Annotated in this window: 9 protein-coding genes and 1 rRNA gene; 7 read left to right on the top strand and 3 right to left on the bottom strand. The window is 50.4% G+C overall.

Annotation, left to right across the window (positions count from 1 at the left end; genetic code table 11):
- Nucleotides 1-138 precede the first annotated feature (138 nt).
- The 7 genes from KK083_RS13440 to bioA all read left to right on the top strand — a co-directional run bounded on the left by KK083_RS13440 (nucleotide 139) and on the right by bioA (nucleotide 12,806).
- Nucleotides 139-582 carry a hypothetical protein gene (locus KK083_RS13440; protein WP_254163763.1) on the top strand — a complete coding sequence of 148 codons (444 nt, stop codon included), beginning with the start codon at nucleotides 139-141 and terminating at the stop codon, nucleotides 580-582.
- A gap of 214 nt (nucleotides 583-796) precedes the next feature.
- On the top strand, nucleotides 797-5,635 hold the full coding sequence (locus KK083_RS13435) for a PKD-like domain-containing protein (protein WP_254163762.1): 4,839 nt from the start codon (nucleotides 797-799) through the stop codon (nucleotides 5,633-5,635).
- A 19-nt stretch (nucleotides 5,636-5,654) separates the two neighbouring features.
- Nucleotides 5,655-8,702 carry a CHAT domain-containing protein gene (locus KK083_RS13430; protein ID WP_254163761.1) on the top strand — a complete coding sequence of 1,016 codons (3,048 nt, stop codon included), beginning with the start codon at nucleotides 5,655-5,657 and terminating at the stop codon, nucleotides 8,700-8,702.
- A 188-nt stretch (nucleotides 8,703-8,890) separates the two neighbouring features.
- Complete coding sequence (locus KK083_RS13425; RefSeq protein ID WP_254163760.1) at nucleotides 8,891-9,748, top strand: SDR family oxidoreductase; 858 nt, start codon at nucleotides 8,891-8,893, stop codon at nucleotides 9,746-9,748.
- A complete protein-coding gene (locus tag KK083_RS13420) occupies nucleotides 9,745-10,866 on the top strand; it encodes an aminotransferase class I/II-fold pyridoxal phosphate-dependent enzyme (RefSeq protein ID WP_254163759.1) in 1,122 nt (373 codons plus the stop codon). The genes KK083_RS13425 and KK083_RS13420 overlap by 4 nt, the downstream gene beginning before the upstream one ends.
- Before the next feature lie 61 nt (nucleotides 10,867-10,927).
- On the top strand, nucleotides 10,928-11,539 hold the full coding sequence (gene bioD / locus KK083_RS13415; RefSeq protein WP_254163758.1) for a dethiobiotin synthase: 612 nt from the start codon (nucleotides 10,928-10,930) through the stop codon (nucleotides 11,537-11,539).
- Nucleotides 11,532-12,806 carry an adenosylmethionine--8-amino-7-oxononanoate transaminase gene (bioA, locus tag KK083_RS13410; RefSeq protein WP_254163757.1) on the top strand — a complete coding sequence of 425 codons (1,275 nt, stop codon included), beginning with the start codon at nucleotides 11,532-11,534 and terminating at the stop codon, nucleotides 12,804-12,806. Before bioD ends, bioA begins: the two co-directional genes overlap by 8 nt.
- 57 nt (nucleotides 12,807-12,863) lie before the next feature.
- On the opposite strand, the gene KK083_RS13405 is transcribed toward bioA, so the two are convergent.
- From KK083_RS13405 to rrf, 3 genes are all read right to left on the bottom strand, one after another.
- Nucleotides 12,864-13,706: an outer membrane beta-barrel protein gene (locus KK083_RS13405; protein WP_254163756.1), complete on the bottom strand. Its 843-nt coding sequence runs from the start codon at nucleotides 13,704-13,706 to the stop codon at nucleotides 12,864-12,866.
- Between the two features lie 66 nt (nucleotides 13,707-13,772).
- Nucleotides 13,773-16,436, bottom strand: coding sequence for a hypothetical protein (locus tag KK083_RS13400; RefSeq protein WP_254163755.1), 2,664 nt, complete (start codon nucleotides 16,434-16,436; stop codon nucleotides 13,773-13,775).
- A gap of 229 nt (nucleotides 16,437-16,665) precedes the next feature.
- Nucleotides 16,666-16,777: ribosomal RNA gene (gene rrf / locus KK083_RS13395) — 5S ribosomal RNA — on the bottom strand.
- Nucleotides 16,778-17,052 lie beyond the last annotated feature (275 nt).

Raw genomic sequence — 17,052 nt, 5'->3', positions numbered from 1 at the left:
AAGCCTTAATCCAGGCCGCAACACATTGTCCCCAATTTGTCCCCTCGCTGAATTAGGCGATTCGGGGTGGTAGCATCAACTTTAACGTTGTACGCATTACAATTAAAAAAGACTAATTTTACTACCTAATACCCCATTATGAAAAACCTTCTGACCTCCATTTTGCTGGTAACAGCCCTGTTATTGGTATCCTGTAAAGACGATCCGAAACCCGTTAGCAAAGAAAAACAGGTAACAGCACTGTTAACCGAAGGCGGACAATGGGCTCCCTCAGGCACGGCAGCCATTACTATTGACGGCCTGGACGTAACAAGCGATCTTTTTAAAGATTTTACGATCACCTTTACCGCCGACAAGCTATTTACTACCGGCACCACGCCCGTATGGCTCAGGGAAGATACCTGGAGATTTAAGGATAACACAGCCACCGTGATGCTCAGGGGCCAGGACGACAAGGAGATCACCATCGAAACCGTGAGCAAGACAGAGCTCAAATTGTCGTTGCAATGGGACAAAACCACTTATGAAGGCGGAAGGCAGCGCTCGATTCCCGGGAAAGTGGTCTTTACACTTAAAAAATAGGTAATCGGTAATTGGTATTCAGTAATCGGTTTGGGTTTATACCATGCATTACCGGTCACCGATCACCGATTACTGATTACCGGAACTACCTGATGTCAGGTATTTTTAGCCCCTGTTCTTTCCACTTAATTTGAAAATAATTCGTCGTTAATCCACCCGGCATCCGTGGCGTTGGATTCGGGATCTTAAACCTTACTGCTTTAATCTTATCGTTATGTTCAAATTCTTTACACTCTCTCTGCTCTGCTGCGTTTGCTTTTGCATTGAATCGCAGGCGCAGGTCACCATTACCCCTGTCACCGATCAGGCTTGCGTAGGCGGTTCTCCTGCCACCCTGGCTGACATTGTGATCCAGGAAACAACCAACACCGATTTTAATATTGATGGATCAGGCCGTACCATTGTTTTAACACCCCTTTCGGGAAACTTTCAATACGGTGTGGGTACCGTGAGCTTCAACTCCCCGAATGTTGATGCGCAGATCAGCGTTACCAGCTCGGAGATCACTGTTACGATCAGTGAAACTGACGTTGACAACGAATCAACCCTGGAGAAGCTCACTATTTCAGGCATTGGGTTCTTTGCCTCTGCCGCAGGCCTTGCAGAGATCCAATATACCAGCGGCGATCTTCCTGTGAACGGGCTCATCCTCAATACCACAGTAGTTGCCAGGGTCAACGGCAATGACAATCCTATGCCCACAATTTCAGGCATCTTCGAAGCATGCCCTGGAACTACAAGGACTTATTCTACAGAAACAGGCAAAACAGATTATACATGGCTTAAATCGGGGTCAGGTACAATAATAAGCGGTGGAACTCCCTCTGATCCCTCCATTACCATTCAATGGGATGCAGGCGTGGAAGCAAGCATCCGCGTAAGCTATACCCATGCCAATGGTTGCGTCTCTGGCGAAAAATACGAGAGTGTCGGCATCGGCCAGTTCCCGTCAGGGAATCCCGCCAGCGTAGATGCCTGCAGCGGCTCGGCGATGAAACATATGCTTGCTTATGATATCAACGGGCTTGTACCGTCTACGTTTGAGTGGTCAGCCACCGATAATCCAAATGTGACAGGCGAAAGCACTTCCACGCAGACAACCGCCAGCATAGAAGAAGCATTGACCAATACGACGAATGCTGTACAAAATGTTGTTTACAACGTAACACCTACAAGTGTAACCGGTGGATGCGTAGGTTCATCTTTTACAGTAACCTTCAATGTAATACCGAAGCCTGTGGTAGTGGTGAACAACAACAAACCGGTGATCCCTGACGGAGGCACAACAAATATTACATTCTCCAGCACCTTACCGGGCACCACGTTCTTCTACAATTATTCTTACGATGGTTCCATAGATGGTGTAACGTCAGGTTCGGAAAGCCCTATCACCCAGACCATCGACAACCTTGTTAGCATAGCGCAGCTTGTCACCTACACCATCATACCGGAGAACAACGGTTGTTATGGACAATCTGTTGATGCCGTGGTCAGGATCAACGGCGTGCCTAGTGTAATCACAGCAGATTCGCTGGCACTCGTAGCCTTGTATCAGGCAACAACACCACCACCGATTGAAGGTGGAGAAAACCTGTTGGTGGTAGAAGAGCCAACATCGGGCTGGCTGAGGAAAAGTAACTGGCTTACCGGAGCCGTGAACAGCTGGGAAGGCGTTACCATCAAAGGTGTCCGTGTATCGGAGCTTGACCTCAATGTAAACAACCTGACGGGAACATTGCCACCGGAGATCGGCAACCTGACTGGCCTTACAAAGCTCATTTTGAATGGCAATAAGCTGGACGGCGAAATACCTGCAGCGTTGGGCAACCTGACCATGCTAACCTTTGTGAACCTGAGCTTCAACGAGCTGAGCGGATCGATACCTTCGTTGCAGAACCTCACCTTGTTGACCAACCTCTCGTTCAGGAGCAATAACCTGACGGGCTCCATCCCCACCACCCTTGGCAATCTCTCTGCGCTTCAGCAGCTGGATCTTTCTGCCAACGACCTTACGGGATCTATTCCCACACAGATCGGCGATCTTTCACAACTTCAGTTCATGGACCTGAGCGGCAACCAGCTCTCCGGCCCCATACCTTCTGAGATCGGGAACCTGACGGCACTCGCACACATGAACCTGCACAACAACCTGCTCACCGGATCGATCCCAACTTCTCTGACATCACTCAGCGCGCTGGAGGTTTTGACCGTGAATGCCAACAAGCTCAGCGGCAATGTACCTGACTTCTCGGTGATACCTGCGCTGCACACACTTTACCTCTTCAGTAATGAATTCACCGGTCTGCCGGACCTGAGCTCAAAAACTTTTACAGAGCTCAACGTGACCGAAAACTACTTCACCTTTGAAGACCTCGCCCCCAATGCTTCGATCGAGGGCATCCTGTTAAGTCCCCAAAAACCCATTCGCACCGGTGGCCAAAGGGTGGTGAACCTGGGAGAGACCTTCACGGCATCTTTTACCGTGGGAGGAACAGGCAATGCATACCAGTGGTTGAAAAATGAAGAAGATATCCCCAGCGCAAACACGAACACTTATAGCAAGCCGGATGTTTCGTATGCAGATGCTGGCATTTACAAGCTGAAGATCACCAACCCCCTTGTAAGTGATGTCACATTATACAGTGAGCCATTGACCGTGGTTGTTATTGCGCCGACCAATACAACTGACTCCCTGGCCGTAGTATCTATTTACAATACCACTGCAGGCGCTTCATGGACGAACAAAACGAACTGGCTTACCTCCAGGCTGGAAAACTGGCATGGTGTAACGATGAAAGACGGACGTGTAAGGAAGATTGTGCTGGCAGGAAACAATTTAACAGGTACCGTTCCCGCAGCGATCGGCGATCTCGCCAAGCTGGATACGCTGGACCTCTCGAACAACCAGCTCAGCGGCGAGCTTCCCACCGCCATCACCAATCTGACACTGCTGCAAAGAATTAACGTCAGCAACAATCAGCTCACAGGATCGCTGCCTCCGGCCATCGGAGCGCTTCCGGCCCTCAAACAATTGTTCGTGCAAAAAAATAAGTTCAGCGGCAGTACACCTACCTCGCTGGCAACCTGCACCACACTGCGTCAGCTCAACCTGAGCGATAACCAGCTCACGAGTCTGCCTAACCTCAGCAGCCTTGCGCTGACCACGCTCGACGTTTCGAAGAACAGGCTCACCTTCGGTACCCTTGAACCTAACAAGACCATTTCGGTTATGATCTATGCGCCGCAAGACAGCGTAGGGCTCAAGCGCACAGAGACCATCCAGACCGCCACAGCTTATACGCTCACGGCAACGGTAGACGGCACATCAAACCAATACCAGTGGAAAAAAGATGGTGTGGCCATCAGCGGTGCAACCACATCGACCTACACCATAACGTCTCCGGTATTTGCCGATGAAGGTGTTTATTCTTTTGAAGCAACCAATACCTTTCTGCCCACCCTTACACTTCAGGGACGCCCCGTAAACCTGAAGGTATCTTCGCTGCGACGAGATTCGCTGTCGTTGGTACAACTCTATCAGGCAACTGGCGGCACCGCATGGACCAACAAAACGGCCTGGCTTGAAGGCAGGCTTGCAAACTGGAACGGTGTTACCGTTTCTTCCAACCGTGTTACGGCCATCAACCTCGTGAACAACAACCTCACCGGCAAGGTACCCGTTGCCATCAGCGATATGCTGAGCCTCACGAGCATCAACGTATCGAACAATAAGATCACCCAGCTGCCGAACATCACCCCGCTCACGCAGCTCACCGCCGTCAATGTATCAGGCAACAGGTTGGATTTCGCTTCACTCGAACCAAACGCGTCGATCCTGAACGTGATAACTTATAACAACCAGGCTAACCTGGGAACGTCTGGCAGCGAGCTTCGTCCCGCCGGCACATCATACGCCGTGAACGTGACAGCCGGAGGTACCAACAATGTTTATCAGTGGAAACTGAACAATGCTGCCGTGAAAGGAGCTACGGCCAGCCAGTATAACATAGCATCACTCAACCGCACCAATATGGGTGAGTATGTCTGCGAGGTCACCAATTCAGTAGTACCCGGCCTGACTTTGAAATCAGCACCGAAGGTCATCCTGGCAACCTCCGATCTTTCCGGAAAGTTGCTGATCAATGCTACCACTCCTGCCACCCAGGGCATTGTCACCTTGCTTCGCATAACGGCTTCAGACGGCTATGACACCATTCAGGTGAACAACGTCAATGCTGATGGCTCGTACAAGTTTGAGCAGACCGTGCTGGCCGATTACCAGATCCTCGGTTTTCCCAGCCCTACTGCCTATGCGAATGTGCTGCCTACTTATTACAAACGAACCACGTTGTGGGAGGAAGCCGACACCATCTTCGTGAATAACCCTGTGAACGGACTCGATATCATAGCGGAGTTCAAACCCACCGATGCGCCTTCAGGAAAAGGTGTGATCAGGGGATTTGTGGAAAAAGATGACGGACAACCTGCAGGAAGGGTGATGAGGGCAGAACGTATCAAAGGCGCAGGTGTAAGTGTGAGAAGGGTTGAGCGTTCAGGACGCACCAAGGAAGAAAGACTGATACTTGTGGCCTATGTGTTCACTAACGAGAACGGTGAATTCGAGATCCCCAATCTGCCGGAAGGCGAGTACAGGCTCAACATTCAGTATCCCGGATACCCGATGGATGAGAAATCGTTCATCACCATTCCGATCGGGCCGGCGCTGCAATCGCAGGTGCAGGTTGAAGCCCGTGTAGAAGAGGGTAAGATCACCGTACGACAGGCCATCGTTACCGGTGTTGCCGGCATAGAACAATACGAGGCATCGGTGTATCCCAACCCTACAAGCAATGTGATCAACCTCCGGTTTGGAACAGCATCACCGTCGCGTACCGTCACCTTGCTTGACATTTCTGGTAAAGAGATACGGGCACAGGAAGCTCCTGACAGTGAAACTTCGTTGGATATCCGCGCCATGCGCACCGGTAATTATTTGTTGAATATTCGCGAGAAAGGTATTATTGTAAAAACCCTTCATGTAGTCATCAAATGATCACGTAAATGGCTTCCATATGATTAATTTTTTCGGGAGATCAAATCGCTATTTCTGGGTATTCGTGGCATCTGTGAACGTATGTTTCGCACAGACAACACCAAAAGTTTACCAGGAGCTGGAACGGAACTATGAAGCGCAGAATTTCGCTGCCTGCATCAAGCTGGCGAACGATGTTGAGCTGATGGCAAAAAATCAGCACGACACGCTGGTGGCCAATAGTTTCTCTTACCTCGGCAGTGCACACAATCAGCTGGGCGACCTGAATAAAGCCATTGCGTGGTTCGAACGTGAGAAAGTATTACGGGCAGACCTGGGACTCACCAGCACCGATGCCTTCAGCAGCTCGTTGTATAACCTCGCCTATGTTTACCTGCAGGCGGGCAACTATCGGCAGGCAGGCCTCATGGCCGATCAGCTCATCGAGAACGACCGCAAGATCTATGGTGCCGCCAGCGAAGAATTCATATCGTCTGTGATCAGCACCACTGATATTTACATCCAGCTCGACAAGTTCAACGAGACAGAAAAATTGCTGACGTCCACCATCAGGCAACAGGAAAAGAATTCAATCAACCACGGCCTGCTGCTGAGCAAGCTTGGCGACCTGTATACGCTTACCAGCCAATATTCAAAAGCTGCGAAAGCGTTGAATACCGCGCTCACCATCCTGGCAAAAGCTGCCGGAGAGAGCTCAGCGGAGTACATCAGCGCGTCGATCAACATGGGCATCCTCTGCATGGAGCAGGGAAAATTTCCACAGGCTGAAGAAGCGTTTGACCATGCGCTTGCAGAGCTCACGCCCGACAATGTTGCTTACCCCGCAACGCTCAACAACCAGGCCCTGGTCTATCAAAGCCTCGGCCAGCTCGAACGCGCTGAAAAGACCTTCCGTGAGATCCGCGCTACCGACAGCGTTGTTATCGGCACCACGCACCCTGACTTTGCCATTACACTCTCTAACATGGGCCTGGTGTACAGCGATGAAGGTAAATTCAAGGCAGCAGAGAAGTCGCTGACACGCGCGCTCGAGATCCAGAAAATGAATGACGAGACCAATACAGCGTCTTACGCCCGCAAGCTCAACAACCTTGCCCGCGTATACAGGATGGCAGGTGCGCCTGACAAAGCTATTCCGATGCTGGAACAGGCGTTGGCCATCTTCAAAAAAACGCTGGGTGATAAAAGTCCAGAATACGCATCCACCTTGTATAACCTGGGCATCGCCTGCTGGAAAACCGGCAAGGGTGCTGCCGGACTGAAGTATCTGAAGAGCTCAGCCTCTATCCGTGCTGAAAAGCTTGGCAAAAAACATCCGCTGTACGCACAGAGCCTTCAGAAGATAGCCGAGTATCAATGGGAGCAGAAACAATTGAAAGAAGCGCAGCAAACGTTCGGTGCCGTGTTTGAAAATTACTACAATCAGATCGGCATGTCGTTCCCGGTGCTCACCGAAGAAGAGAAAGCGAAGTTCTATTACACCAACATCAAACCATCGTTCGAGATCTTCAACTCGTTTGCCATGGAGCTCCGCAAACAAGACCCGCTCATCACAGGCGAAGTGTACAACCATCACATCAACACCAAGGCGTCTATCATGTACGCCTCTGAAAAAGTGAAGGAGGCCATCCAAAACAGCAAAGACACCACGCTGTTGCGCGATTTTGAGCTGTGGCAATCACAAAAAGAACAGATCGCCAAACTGTACAGCCAGAACCAGTCTCCCGCGAAGATCGATTCATTGCTGCAGTCGGCAGATCTCCTGGAGAAAGCGCTGGCCCGCAGATCGGCAGTTTTTTCAAGCCAGTTCATCCGCAAAAAAGTTGACTGGCGCGACATTCAAAAAACACTGAAAGAAAACGAAGCTGCCGTTGAGATCATTCGTTATCAGGCTTACTCACCCGCGGCCGGCGGCAAATTCCAGGACGACGTTGTGTACGCTTTCCTCATCCTGACAAAAGACACCAAAACTCAGCCCGACCTTGTGTTGCCAGGAAGCGGTAAAGAGATGGAAAACAAATTCCTCAACTATTATCGCAACAACATCACGTTCACACTCGAAGACAACAGGTCGTTCAAAAACTATTTCGGCTCGCTGAACGAGTACCTGAAGAAAAATAAGATCAAAAAAATATACCTCTCACCCGATGGCGTTTATAACCAGATCAGCCTGAACACCATCAGAGATCCTGAAACGCAGCAATTCCTGCTAGATGCCTATGACATCAGGCTGGTAACCAACACCCGCGAGGTGGTGGAAAAGAGAACAACAAAATCGAACAGCCAGTCGTCCGTGCTGATCGGCTTCCCGAAATTCAATTTACAAACCGAGGAGTCATCGGCCACCGGTACCGCCACACGCTCCCTCACCCGTGGCGATAACTTATCGCGTGGCCTGCGCGGCGGTCTGCTGCGTTACATGCGTGGAGAAGATGGTATAACAGTGCTGCCGGGAACCCAGGTCGAGATCAACCAGATCTCGAAGCTAAGTCCTAACCCCGAGGTTTTCATGGAAGACATGGCGTCTGAAGGTTTGATCAAGCAGGTGATCAGTCCCATGGTGCTGCACATTGCCACGCACGGATACTTTTTGGAAGAGGAAGAAAACAGTCAGCTCGCCCAGGAAGGTAACACCGGTTATGTACCCAGCCCGCTGCTGAAGTCGGGCATCATCCTGGCCGGCGCAGAGAACTTTCTAAAAACAGGAACGCCCGTGAACGATGATGGTGACGATGGCATTCTCACCGCATACGAAGCCATGAACCTCAAGCTTGAAGACACAGAGCTTGTGGTGTTGTCGGCCTGCGAAACAGGATTGGGTGTGGTGAAAAACGGCGAAGGTGTTTACGGCCTGCAGCGTGCGTTTAAAATGGCCGGTGCCAAAAACCTGATCATGAGCTTGTGGAGTGTTGATGACGCTGCAACGCAGGAGCTGATGTCAAACTTCTATTCAGAGAGATCGCGGCAGGAAGACCCGCACACGGCCTTCCGCATCGCCCAGCAAAAACTTAAGGAAAAATACCCCCATCCATTCTACTGGGGTGCTTTTGTGATGGTCGGGATCTAAGAGTCGATGGTCGATAGTCCATAGTCCATGGCATGCGTGCAAATGTCGTGGACTGTGGTACGATCTAAGACTGGAAACGCTAGATGATCAAATACTATCCTACCATGGACTATCGACCATGGACTATGGACTCCCCTTTGCCTACTGCCTACTTTTCCACTACCTTTCCCCAACTAAAACAGCTAGTTATGGAAGGTATGCTCAAACCAGGTGCACTCAAAGACAAGACCATCATCATCACCGGAGGCGGTACGGGACTGGGCCGCTCCATGGGAAAATACTTTCTTGAGCTTGGCGCCAACCTCGTGATCACGAGCCGGAAAAAAGATGTACTAGACAAAACTGCCAGCGACCTTTCTGCTGAAACCGGCGGCAAAGTACTGGCAGTGGCCTGCGACGTGCGCAAATATGAAGAGATAGACAATGTGATCAAGAGTGCCGAGGCAACCTTTGGCCAGATCCATGGTGTGCTGAACAACGCCGCGGGGAATTTCATCAGCCCTACCGAAAGGTTATCACACCGCGCCTTCGATATTGTAGTAGACATTGTGCTGAAAGGAACCTACTACACAACACTTGCTGCCGGTAAGAACTGGATTGCAAAAAAACAACCCGGCACTTTTCTCAACATCGTTACAACCTATGCGTGGACCGGCTCCGGTTACGTTGTTCCCTCTGCGTGTGGCAAGGCCGGTGTGCTGGCGCTTACGCGATCGCTAGCCGTGGAGTGGGCCAAGTATAAGATCAGGAGCAATGCCATTGCACCGGGACCATTCCCCACAGAAGGCGCCTGGAGCAGGTTGCTTCCCGGCGACCTTGTGAAAAAATTCGATCCCGCAGAACGTGTTCCATTAAAACGGGTGGGAGAGCACCAGGAGCTGGCCAACCTCGCGGCCTACCTGATGTCAGATTACTCGGCCTATGTGAACGGCGAAGTGATCACCATCGATGGAGGCGAGTGGCTGCGCAACGGCGGAGAATTCAGCCACCTTGAAATGATCCCCGACACCATGTGGGACATGATCGAAAAAACCAGGGGGAAATGAGCGGCTTAGAAAATTTCCTGACACAAAAAATTGCCAGGAGAACGGAAGAAGGGTTGCTGAGAAAGCTTACCACCAGCCAGAATTTGATCGATTTTTCCTCTAATGACTACCTGGGGCTGGCGCGCTCGGAAGATCTTTTCAACGCCATCAGCAGGAAGATGGATTCGCTGCCATTGAAGCGCAACGGCGCTACCGGATCGAGGCTGCTGTCTGGCAATTCACTATATGCGGAAACGCTGGAAAAAAAGCTCGCCGAATTTTTCAGGAGCGAGACTGCTTTGCTTTTCAACTCAGGTTACGCCGCCAACCAGGCCGTGCTTTCATCCATTCCTCAAAAAGATGATACGATCCTCTACGACGAGCTGGCACATGCCTGCATCAAAGACGGTGCACGACTCAGCCTGGCAACACGGCACCCTTTCCGCCACAATGATCTTCACGACCTTGAAAAAAAGATCAAACGTATAAAGTCAGGGAAGATCTTCATTGCAGTGGAGTCCATCTACTCCATGGACGGAGACGAGTGCCCGTTACAGGAGCTGACCACACTCGCTGAAAAATATGATGCAGCCGTGATCCTTGACGAGGCCCACAGCACGGGTGTTGCAGGTAGTGACGGCAGCGGGTCGGCCATCGCGCAGGGCCTTGAGAAAAAAATAGACATTCGCATCCACACCTTTGGCAAAGCACTGGGTATACATGGCGCCTGCGTGGCCGGATCAACCGCCCTCGTTCAGTACCTGATGAATTTTGCGCGGCCCTTCATTTATACTACGGCGCTGCCGCCCCACAGCCTCGTTTCCATTGACTGTGCCCTCGATCATTTAAAGAACAATCCCGGCCTGCAGCAAATGCTCCGCGGCAAGATCGCCATGTTTCTCAAGCACGTGGATTTCAGCAACAGGGTCGTTAGCAAAAGCGCTATACAGACGGCCATCTTCCCGGGCAACGATGCGGCCAGACAGGCAGCTTCCTCCTTGCAGCAACACGGGTTCGATGTGCGTCCCATCCTTTCTCCCACGGTACCCCGGAACTCCGAGAGGCTGCGGATCTGCCTGCACAGCTTCAACCGCGACGAAGACATCGTCAATTTGGCCGAAGCATTGAAACGTTGCTGAAAAGCAAAAAATCTTTGCGCCCTTTGCGCCTTCTTTGCGTTCTTTGCGTGAACTGTATTGCATGAGATACTTTATCACGGGCATCGATACCGATAGTGGCAAAACGTTTGTTTCGGCTATCTTTTGCGAAGCACTGAAGGCAGATTATTGGAAACCCGTGCAGGCCGGTTTGCCCCGCGATGCTGACACGGTGAAAAAGCTGATCACCAACCAGCAGACCCGGATCCATCCTGAAAGATTCCTGCTGAACACGCCTGCCTCACCCCACGCGTCAGCGAAAGCGGATGGCGTACACATCGCGCTCGATGATTTTAAATTGCCCGATACCAATAACACTTTGATCATTGAAGGTGCCGGTGGATGCCTCGTTCCGCTGAATGACAACCAATTTGTGATAGACCTGATCAGGGTACTCAACACGGAAGCGGTCCTCGTGGCCGATCTTTACCTCGGCAGCATCAATCACACACTGCTTACCGTTGAAGCCCTGCGCAAGAGAAATATCCCGCTGAAAGGAATTGTGTTTAATGGCGACGCGAATCCTGAAAGCGAGCGCATCATCCTGAAGCACGCTGAGGTTCCTTGCCTGCTGCACATCAGCAAAGAAAAAGTTATAGACAACGCCGCCGTGATTAAATATGCCGACCTCCTTAAAAGAAACTGGAATGGATGAACGACTGATCAAAGACAAGAACAACATCTGGCATCCCTTTACCCCTTTGCGGGGAGCAGATGATCCGCTGCTGATCACATCCGCTTCGGGAATTTATCTTCACACCCATGACGGGCGAAAGATCATCGACGCCGTTTCTTCATGGTGGGTAAACATTCACGGTCATTCTCATCCGCACATCGCGGAAGCGCTGGCAACACAGGCAAGAAAGCTCGAACATGTGATCTTCGCAGGTTTCACGCACGAGCCCGCCATCCGCCTGTCAGAGAATCTGAAAAAGATCCTGCCGAACAATCAACAGAAGATCTTTTTCTCCGACAACGGAAGCACTGCCGTGGAGGTGGCGCTGAAAATGGCCATGCAATACTGGCACAACAAAGGCATCGAAAAGAAAAATATCATCGCGCTTCAGGGGGCTTACCATGGCGACACTTTCGGGTCGATGTCGGTGGGCGACAGGGGAATCTTCACTGATCCATTCGCGCGTTATCTTTTCAATGTTATACCGGTGGATTTCCCGGATGAAGCGTACGAAGAAAAAGCATTCGAACAGTTCAAGTCAGCGATAGACGGCGGAAGTGTTTGTGCTTTCATTTTTGAACCGCTCGTACAAGGTGCAGGCGGCATGCGCATGTACCGGCCCGAGATCCTCGACAGGATGATCGCTTATGCCAGGGCCTATGATGTGATCTGCATTGCCGACGAGGTTTTCACCGGCTTCGGGCGAACGGGAAGGATGTTTGCCAGCGACTACCTTGAGCACAAGCCCGATATCATGGCGCTATCAAAAGGTTTAACGGGCGGAACACTGCCGATGGGCATCACTACCTGCTCGCAACAGATTGTCTCCGCCTTCGAGACCGACGATTTTCTGAAAACATTTTTTCACGGCCACTCCTACACCGCCAATCCCCTGGCCTGTGCCGCCGCTAACGCCAGCTACGAGCTGCTCACAAACGCACAATGCCAGCAGAACATTGCCCGCATTACACAACAGCAGCATGCTTTCAAGCTGCGATTACAAGGTCATAAAAACGTGAGAACGGTCAGAAGCCTCGGCACTTTAATGGCATTGGAAGTACAGACCGATGCGCAGACATCGTACACCAGCACTGCCAGGAAAAAGATCTATCATTATTTTCTCGAGAAGAACATCCTGCTCCGGCCGCTGGGAAATGTGATCTATGTTCTGCCACCTTATGTGATAACGGCGGAGGAGCTGGACCATGTTCACAATTCGATCGAAGAATTTCTCACTACGTTGTAAATAAAAAAAGAGGCTGTTTCTGAAAAACCGCCTCTCTATGTAACTAAATGTAGCTGATTAATCTTCTTTGGTTTTGAACGATCTTGTTTTGCCGAGCATGTAGTGGAGGCCCAGCTGAACACCCACCAGCAGGTTTGCACGCTGCCCGAAAATACTTCCACCGTCACCGCTCTTCAGCTTGTCGATCACATCTCCGTTGCGCATATCCGTCAGACTATAATTTGCGCGTACCTGTGTGGTAAGAAAGAGATGTTTAGAAAGATCGATGTCCAGTCCGAATGCTGCTGCAATGGCAAACTCCTGGTTCTTGAAGTCGTTGGCTTTTTTGGTGAGGATATCCCTTGAGGGCACATCGTTCGGCAGTGTGTAGGTACCGTCACCGTTGTTCACGGCTGAAGGAAACTCCTGCTGGATCGATGCGAAGTCGACATCCTGGGGAATTGTAAATGTTCCGGCCTGTGCCTTTACAGACTCAACGGCATCGGTTAACAGCGAGATCTGCGGACCAAGATTAAAATTGGCGCGCGCCCCGCCACTGCCACCGCTCATAAATTTCATCAGCAACGGAAGCTGCAGGTAGCTCATGTCAATTCTCCTCTCGCCCTTGATCTTTTCTGCGGCGTCGATCATCTTATAGATCTGTCCCTGCTTGGCCATGATAGACTCCAGCGAAAGACCGAATTTCCTTCCCAGGTCGATACCGAAGTTAAAACCTACGGGCGACCATTTGTACGTATACGATGAATTGTAACGAGGATCTTCAGAGAGGCCTTTATCCAAAACGAAGGTTGCGTTCAAGGCTGTGGTAGCCCCCAGGTGCACTGAAACCTGCGCGATGGCCGGGGTCATCGCTAGAATAGCCAAACATAACAGCAGAAAGCGATTGGATAGTTGTTTCATGACGGAGTTAGTTTAGTTTAGTGGTTGTAAATACCTCATTTACAGAAAAGTAACCGTTCACTAAACTTACAGGGGCTGGATCACCAGCGACTTGCCATGTATGAAAAATACCCGGAATTGCTCCGAATTTATGGGCCTGACCTCAATTGCGGTGCTCTCGAGCGGGGGCTCGGTGAGCAGGTTGCCGCGGCTGTCGTAGATGTAGGAAAGGCCCTGCGTACGGTCTATCAGCCCGATAAAGGCATTTCCAGCGCCAAAGTCAAAATACTTGATATCTGACGGGCTTAATCCGACAATATTGTTGGAAAGGATCCTTTTCCCCGATTCATCCGCAATAGTGAGCTGCTTGCCATCTTGTTGCAGGATCAGGTAAGATTTATTGGATTTTTCACCGATGAGGCTGAAGTTAGATGTGACCGAGGTCTTTAACAGCGTTTCCCGTCCCTGGAGCTTACCCTCAACAGTAAACCTGATCTTAAAGCCATCACGCGAAACGAGCACGAAATAAGTATCCGATATCGTGCTGCCCACCTCGAGCGCATAATCGCCGGATGGAATTGCCTCGAGGTTCAGCGGGAATTTTTTCAGGTTCTCGCCTCTTCTGTTCATAAGAAAAACCTGCCCGTCTTTGCGCACCGCCAGTATGTAATCTTTTCCTTTGATGCGATGATGTCGCGGTGGCATGGCGAGGCTTCCTCCCACATCTTTGGGATTCCATCCTTCCAGCAGCGCGCCCGACTTATCATACATCATCAGTTTTCCTTTTTTATCCGCGATCAGGATCCTGTACCTTTTACTGTTATCGTAATCGATCACGCTTACGTGCTCGATGTCGGCCGTGGGAAGATGTAACGGATACGGATCTACATAATTTCCGAGGCGGTCGATGATATGAATGGCGCTGGAAGTAGAGAAGAAATACTGGAGCTTGCCGTTGTTGAAAAAATCGATCTGTGTTACATCGCTGATGATGCGATCACCGATGGGCACCTTCCAGAACAATTTTCCTTCGGAAGAGAGCAGGCTCAGATCGTTAAGCGAATCCTGGATGAGGATCTCGTTGCTCCGGTTCACATGACTCCTTACAGCATGCAGGCTGGAGATACCTTGCTGAAAATTGGTGATGAACTTGTCGCCACCCTTTTCCGGTTTAGCCGTTGCAACAAAAGGTTTATACGTGAACAACGCGTTGGTGTAAAAGCTATTGTTAAGGTGGCTGAACTGGATAGACGACATCTGAAGCGATTGTAACAGCGGCTGATTGTCCCTCACAAAATTGCTCCACCGTGGCTGAAGATCCGCGCTGAGTACGTTCCATGCTTTCGCAGGATTGAAATACAGGCTTACGTTCGATTCCAGGAGCGTTGACTCGAGAAACCTGTTTTGCGATACCGACTTTCCCCAGGTATCTTCTGCTTCGATATCATCGAGAAATCGTTTGAGCTCCTCGAGGTTGTCTGCAATGATGATCACCTGGCCCACCGATGTATAAAAGTTCTGATCGAACCCGCTCACGAAGGGCCACAATAACTTTTCTGAAAATCTGAAAACGGGTACCTCCCGGATCTCATACTGCGAATATCTTTCAAAGAACACTGTATCAACGCTCAACTTTTCAGAGACGGTATTCAGTGTTTGCAACCACTGCTCCGGTTGTTTGCTTTCAACGAGCAGTATTCTGGAAAGCTTCCTGCCCTTCAGCGATTCAAGAAAGCAAACACTGAATTCGTCGGAGATAAGCTTGTATAAATTTTCAAGTTTCAGGTTATGGGTACTGGAGAGCTTCAGCAGTGTATCGCTCAATGCCCGGTTTTTCTGCTTGACAAATTTTTGGAGATCGCCATAAAACGCCGCGCCATCGCTGATACCATAACTGCTTACTGCGATGGTGCGGTTGGAGACCACGTGCTTCAACCCAAATGAAACGGGAGACTGGTGACGAAAGGCTGACAGCATGTACGTTGACCGGTCGAGGCTGTCGTAGCTGAACCCATTCAGCACAACGCTGTTCCCGTTAGATTTCAGGTCAAGCAAGGCAGATTCTCCAAGCGCGAAGTTCAGGGGCTTCGCCGTGAACAGCGAGAGCCAGTCGGAAAAGATCTTCAGCCGCACGTATACATTACCACCATCATCCTGAATGCTGGAGAATCCCTGTTGTGACGGACGATTCTTCTTGCGCTCGGATGCAGGCGTGGTTTCATAGGTCCTGATCACGTCTTCGATCAGGAAGGGTGTGAAGCTTCCGATCCACACTTCGCCAATGGTGGCGTATGAGAATACCTGTCCGGAGAACCGGAGCTCCTGGATCTGAACCGAATTGAACTCGCGTGTGCTGCGCCTATAGTTGCCTTTCGGAAAAGCGAAGGCATCTTCGGTTGTGGCGCTGCTGTAAGGCAGGTAGTAAATAAAATCGAAGTCGTCTTTTTTGGTGATGTGCACCGAGATGAGAAAGCCCTGCTTGTCTTTCAGCACGGCCCCGATCCTGTTCCTGATAGAGTCTACCGGTTTTTTATAAGAGGCTGCAGTTTCGATGATGTTGAACAGTGATGACTTGTTCACTTCTTCCAGGCACGCATTGCAGTTGTTCTTTTCGTAAACGATCATGGCATCTGCGGGCACCAGGTCCCAGGGTCTTACGGGATCCTTCACGAGGAATACGTCATAAGCGTAATATCCCAGTATCACGAATAGTACAATTCCTGCTGTTATTAGTAATGGAGTTCTTTTCAAATCAGACCCGGTATTTCGAGGGATGAAGATACGGAAAAAAAGAAGCCAGAAGTCAGGAGCCAGAAGTCAGAAGGAGGAGTAAGCAGCAAGGAGTAAGAAGCGAGGAGTAGGAGCGTGTGACAAATGCGATCTAAGGAGCTGTGTCCTTATTGCCTAAGTTTCATTGAAGAATTGAGGGAATGCTATAAAATAAAAAAGCCTCGTATTACTACGAGGCTTTTATGATGAAGAAAGGCAACGACTTACTCTCCCAGGTGTTATCCTAGTACCATCAGCGCTGGTGGGCTTAACTGCTCTGTTCGGAATGGGAAGAGGTGATCCCCACCGCTATAGTCACCTTAAGATTTGCCCGCCGAAGCTTCAGCGAAGGCGGGTCTTAATGCTATAGTCGATAGTTGTTATACTGTCAACTTCAATGTGTTCGACATGGATGATGAAAGAGCAGTACAATAGTTTTTGATAAGTATAGTAGCGGAACGAGCACATAGTGTTTCGTTGTAGTCCCCCCCGACTTTGCGCAAGCGCCTTGTCGTGTCCCTCTTTTCAGGGGGACAGAATCTTCGATGAAGATTCAGGGGGTTCGAAGCGTTCGGGTAATTAGTACTGCTCAGCTTTG

The organism is Chryseosolibacter histidinae (genome assembly GCF_018598225.1).
Taxonomy (GTDB): domain Bacteria; phylum Bacteroidota; class Bacteroidia; order Cytophagales; family Cyclobacteriaceae; genus Chryseosolibacter; species Chryseosolibacter histidini.
Note: the sequence above shows the minus strand (reverse complement) of the source record. Positions and strands in the feature narration are given on the sequence as shown.

Coding starts and splice junctions, on each gene's coding strand:
- KK083_RS13440 (WP_254163763.1), top strand. CDS start 139: ATGAAAAACCTTCTGACCTCCATTTTGCTGGTAACAGCCCTGTTATTG.
- KK083_RS13435 (WP_254163762.1), top strand. CDS start 797: ATGTTCAAATTCTTTACACTCTCTCTGCTCTGCTGCGTTTGCTTTTGC.
- KK083_RS13430 (WP_254163761.1), top strand. CDS start 5,655: ATGATTAATTTTTTCGGGAGATCAAATCGCTATTTCTGGGTATTCGTG.
- KK083_RS13425 (WP_254163760.1), top strand. CDS start 8,891: ATGGAAGGTATGCTCAAACCAGGTGCACTCAAAGACAAGACCATCATC.
- KK083_RS13420 (WP_254163759.1), top strand. CDS start 9,745: ATGAGCGGCTTAGAAAATTTCCTGACACAAAAAATTGCCAGGAGAACG.
- bioD (WP_254163758.1), top strand. CDS start 10,928: ATGAGATACTTTATCACGGGCATCGATACCGATAGTGGCAAAACGTTT.
- bioA (WP_254163757.1), top strand. CDS start 11,532: ATGGATGAACGACTGATCAAAGACAAGAACAACATCTGGCATCCCTTT.
- KK083_RS13405 (WP_254163756.1), bottom strand. CDS start 13,706: ATGAAACAACTATCCAATCGCTTTCTGCTGTTATGTTTGGCTATTCTA.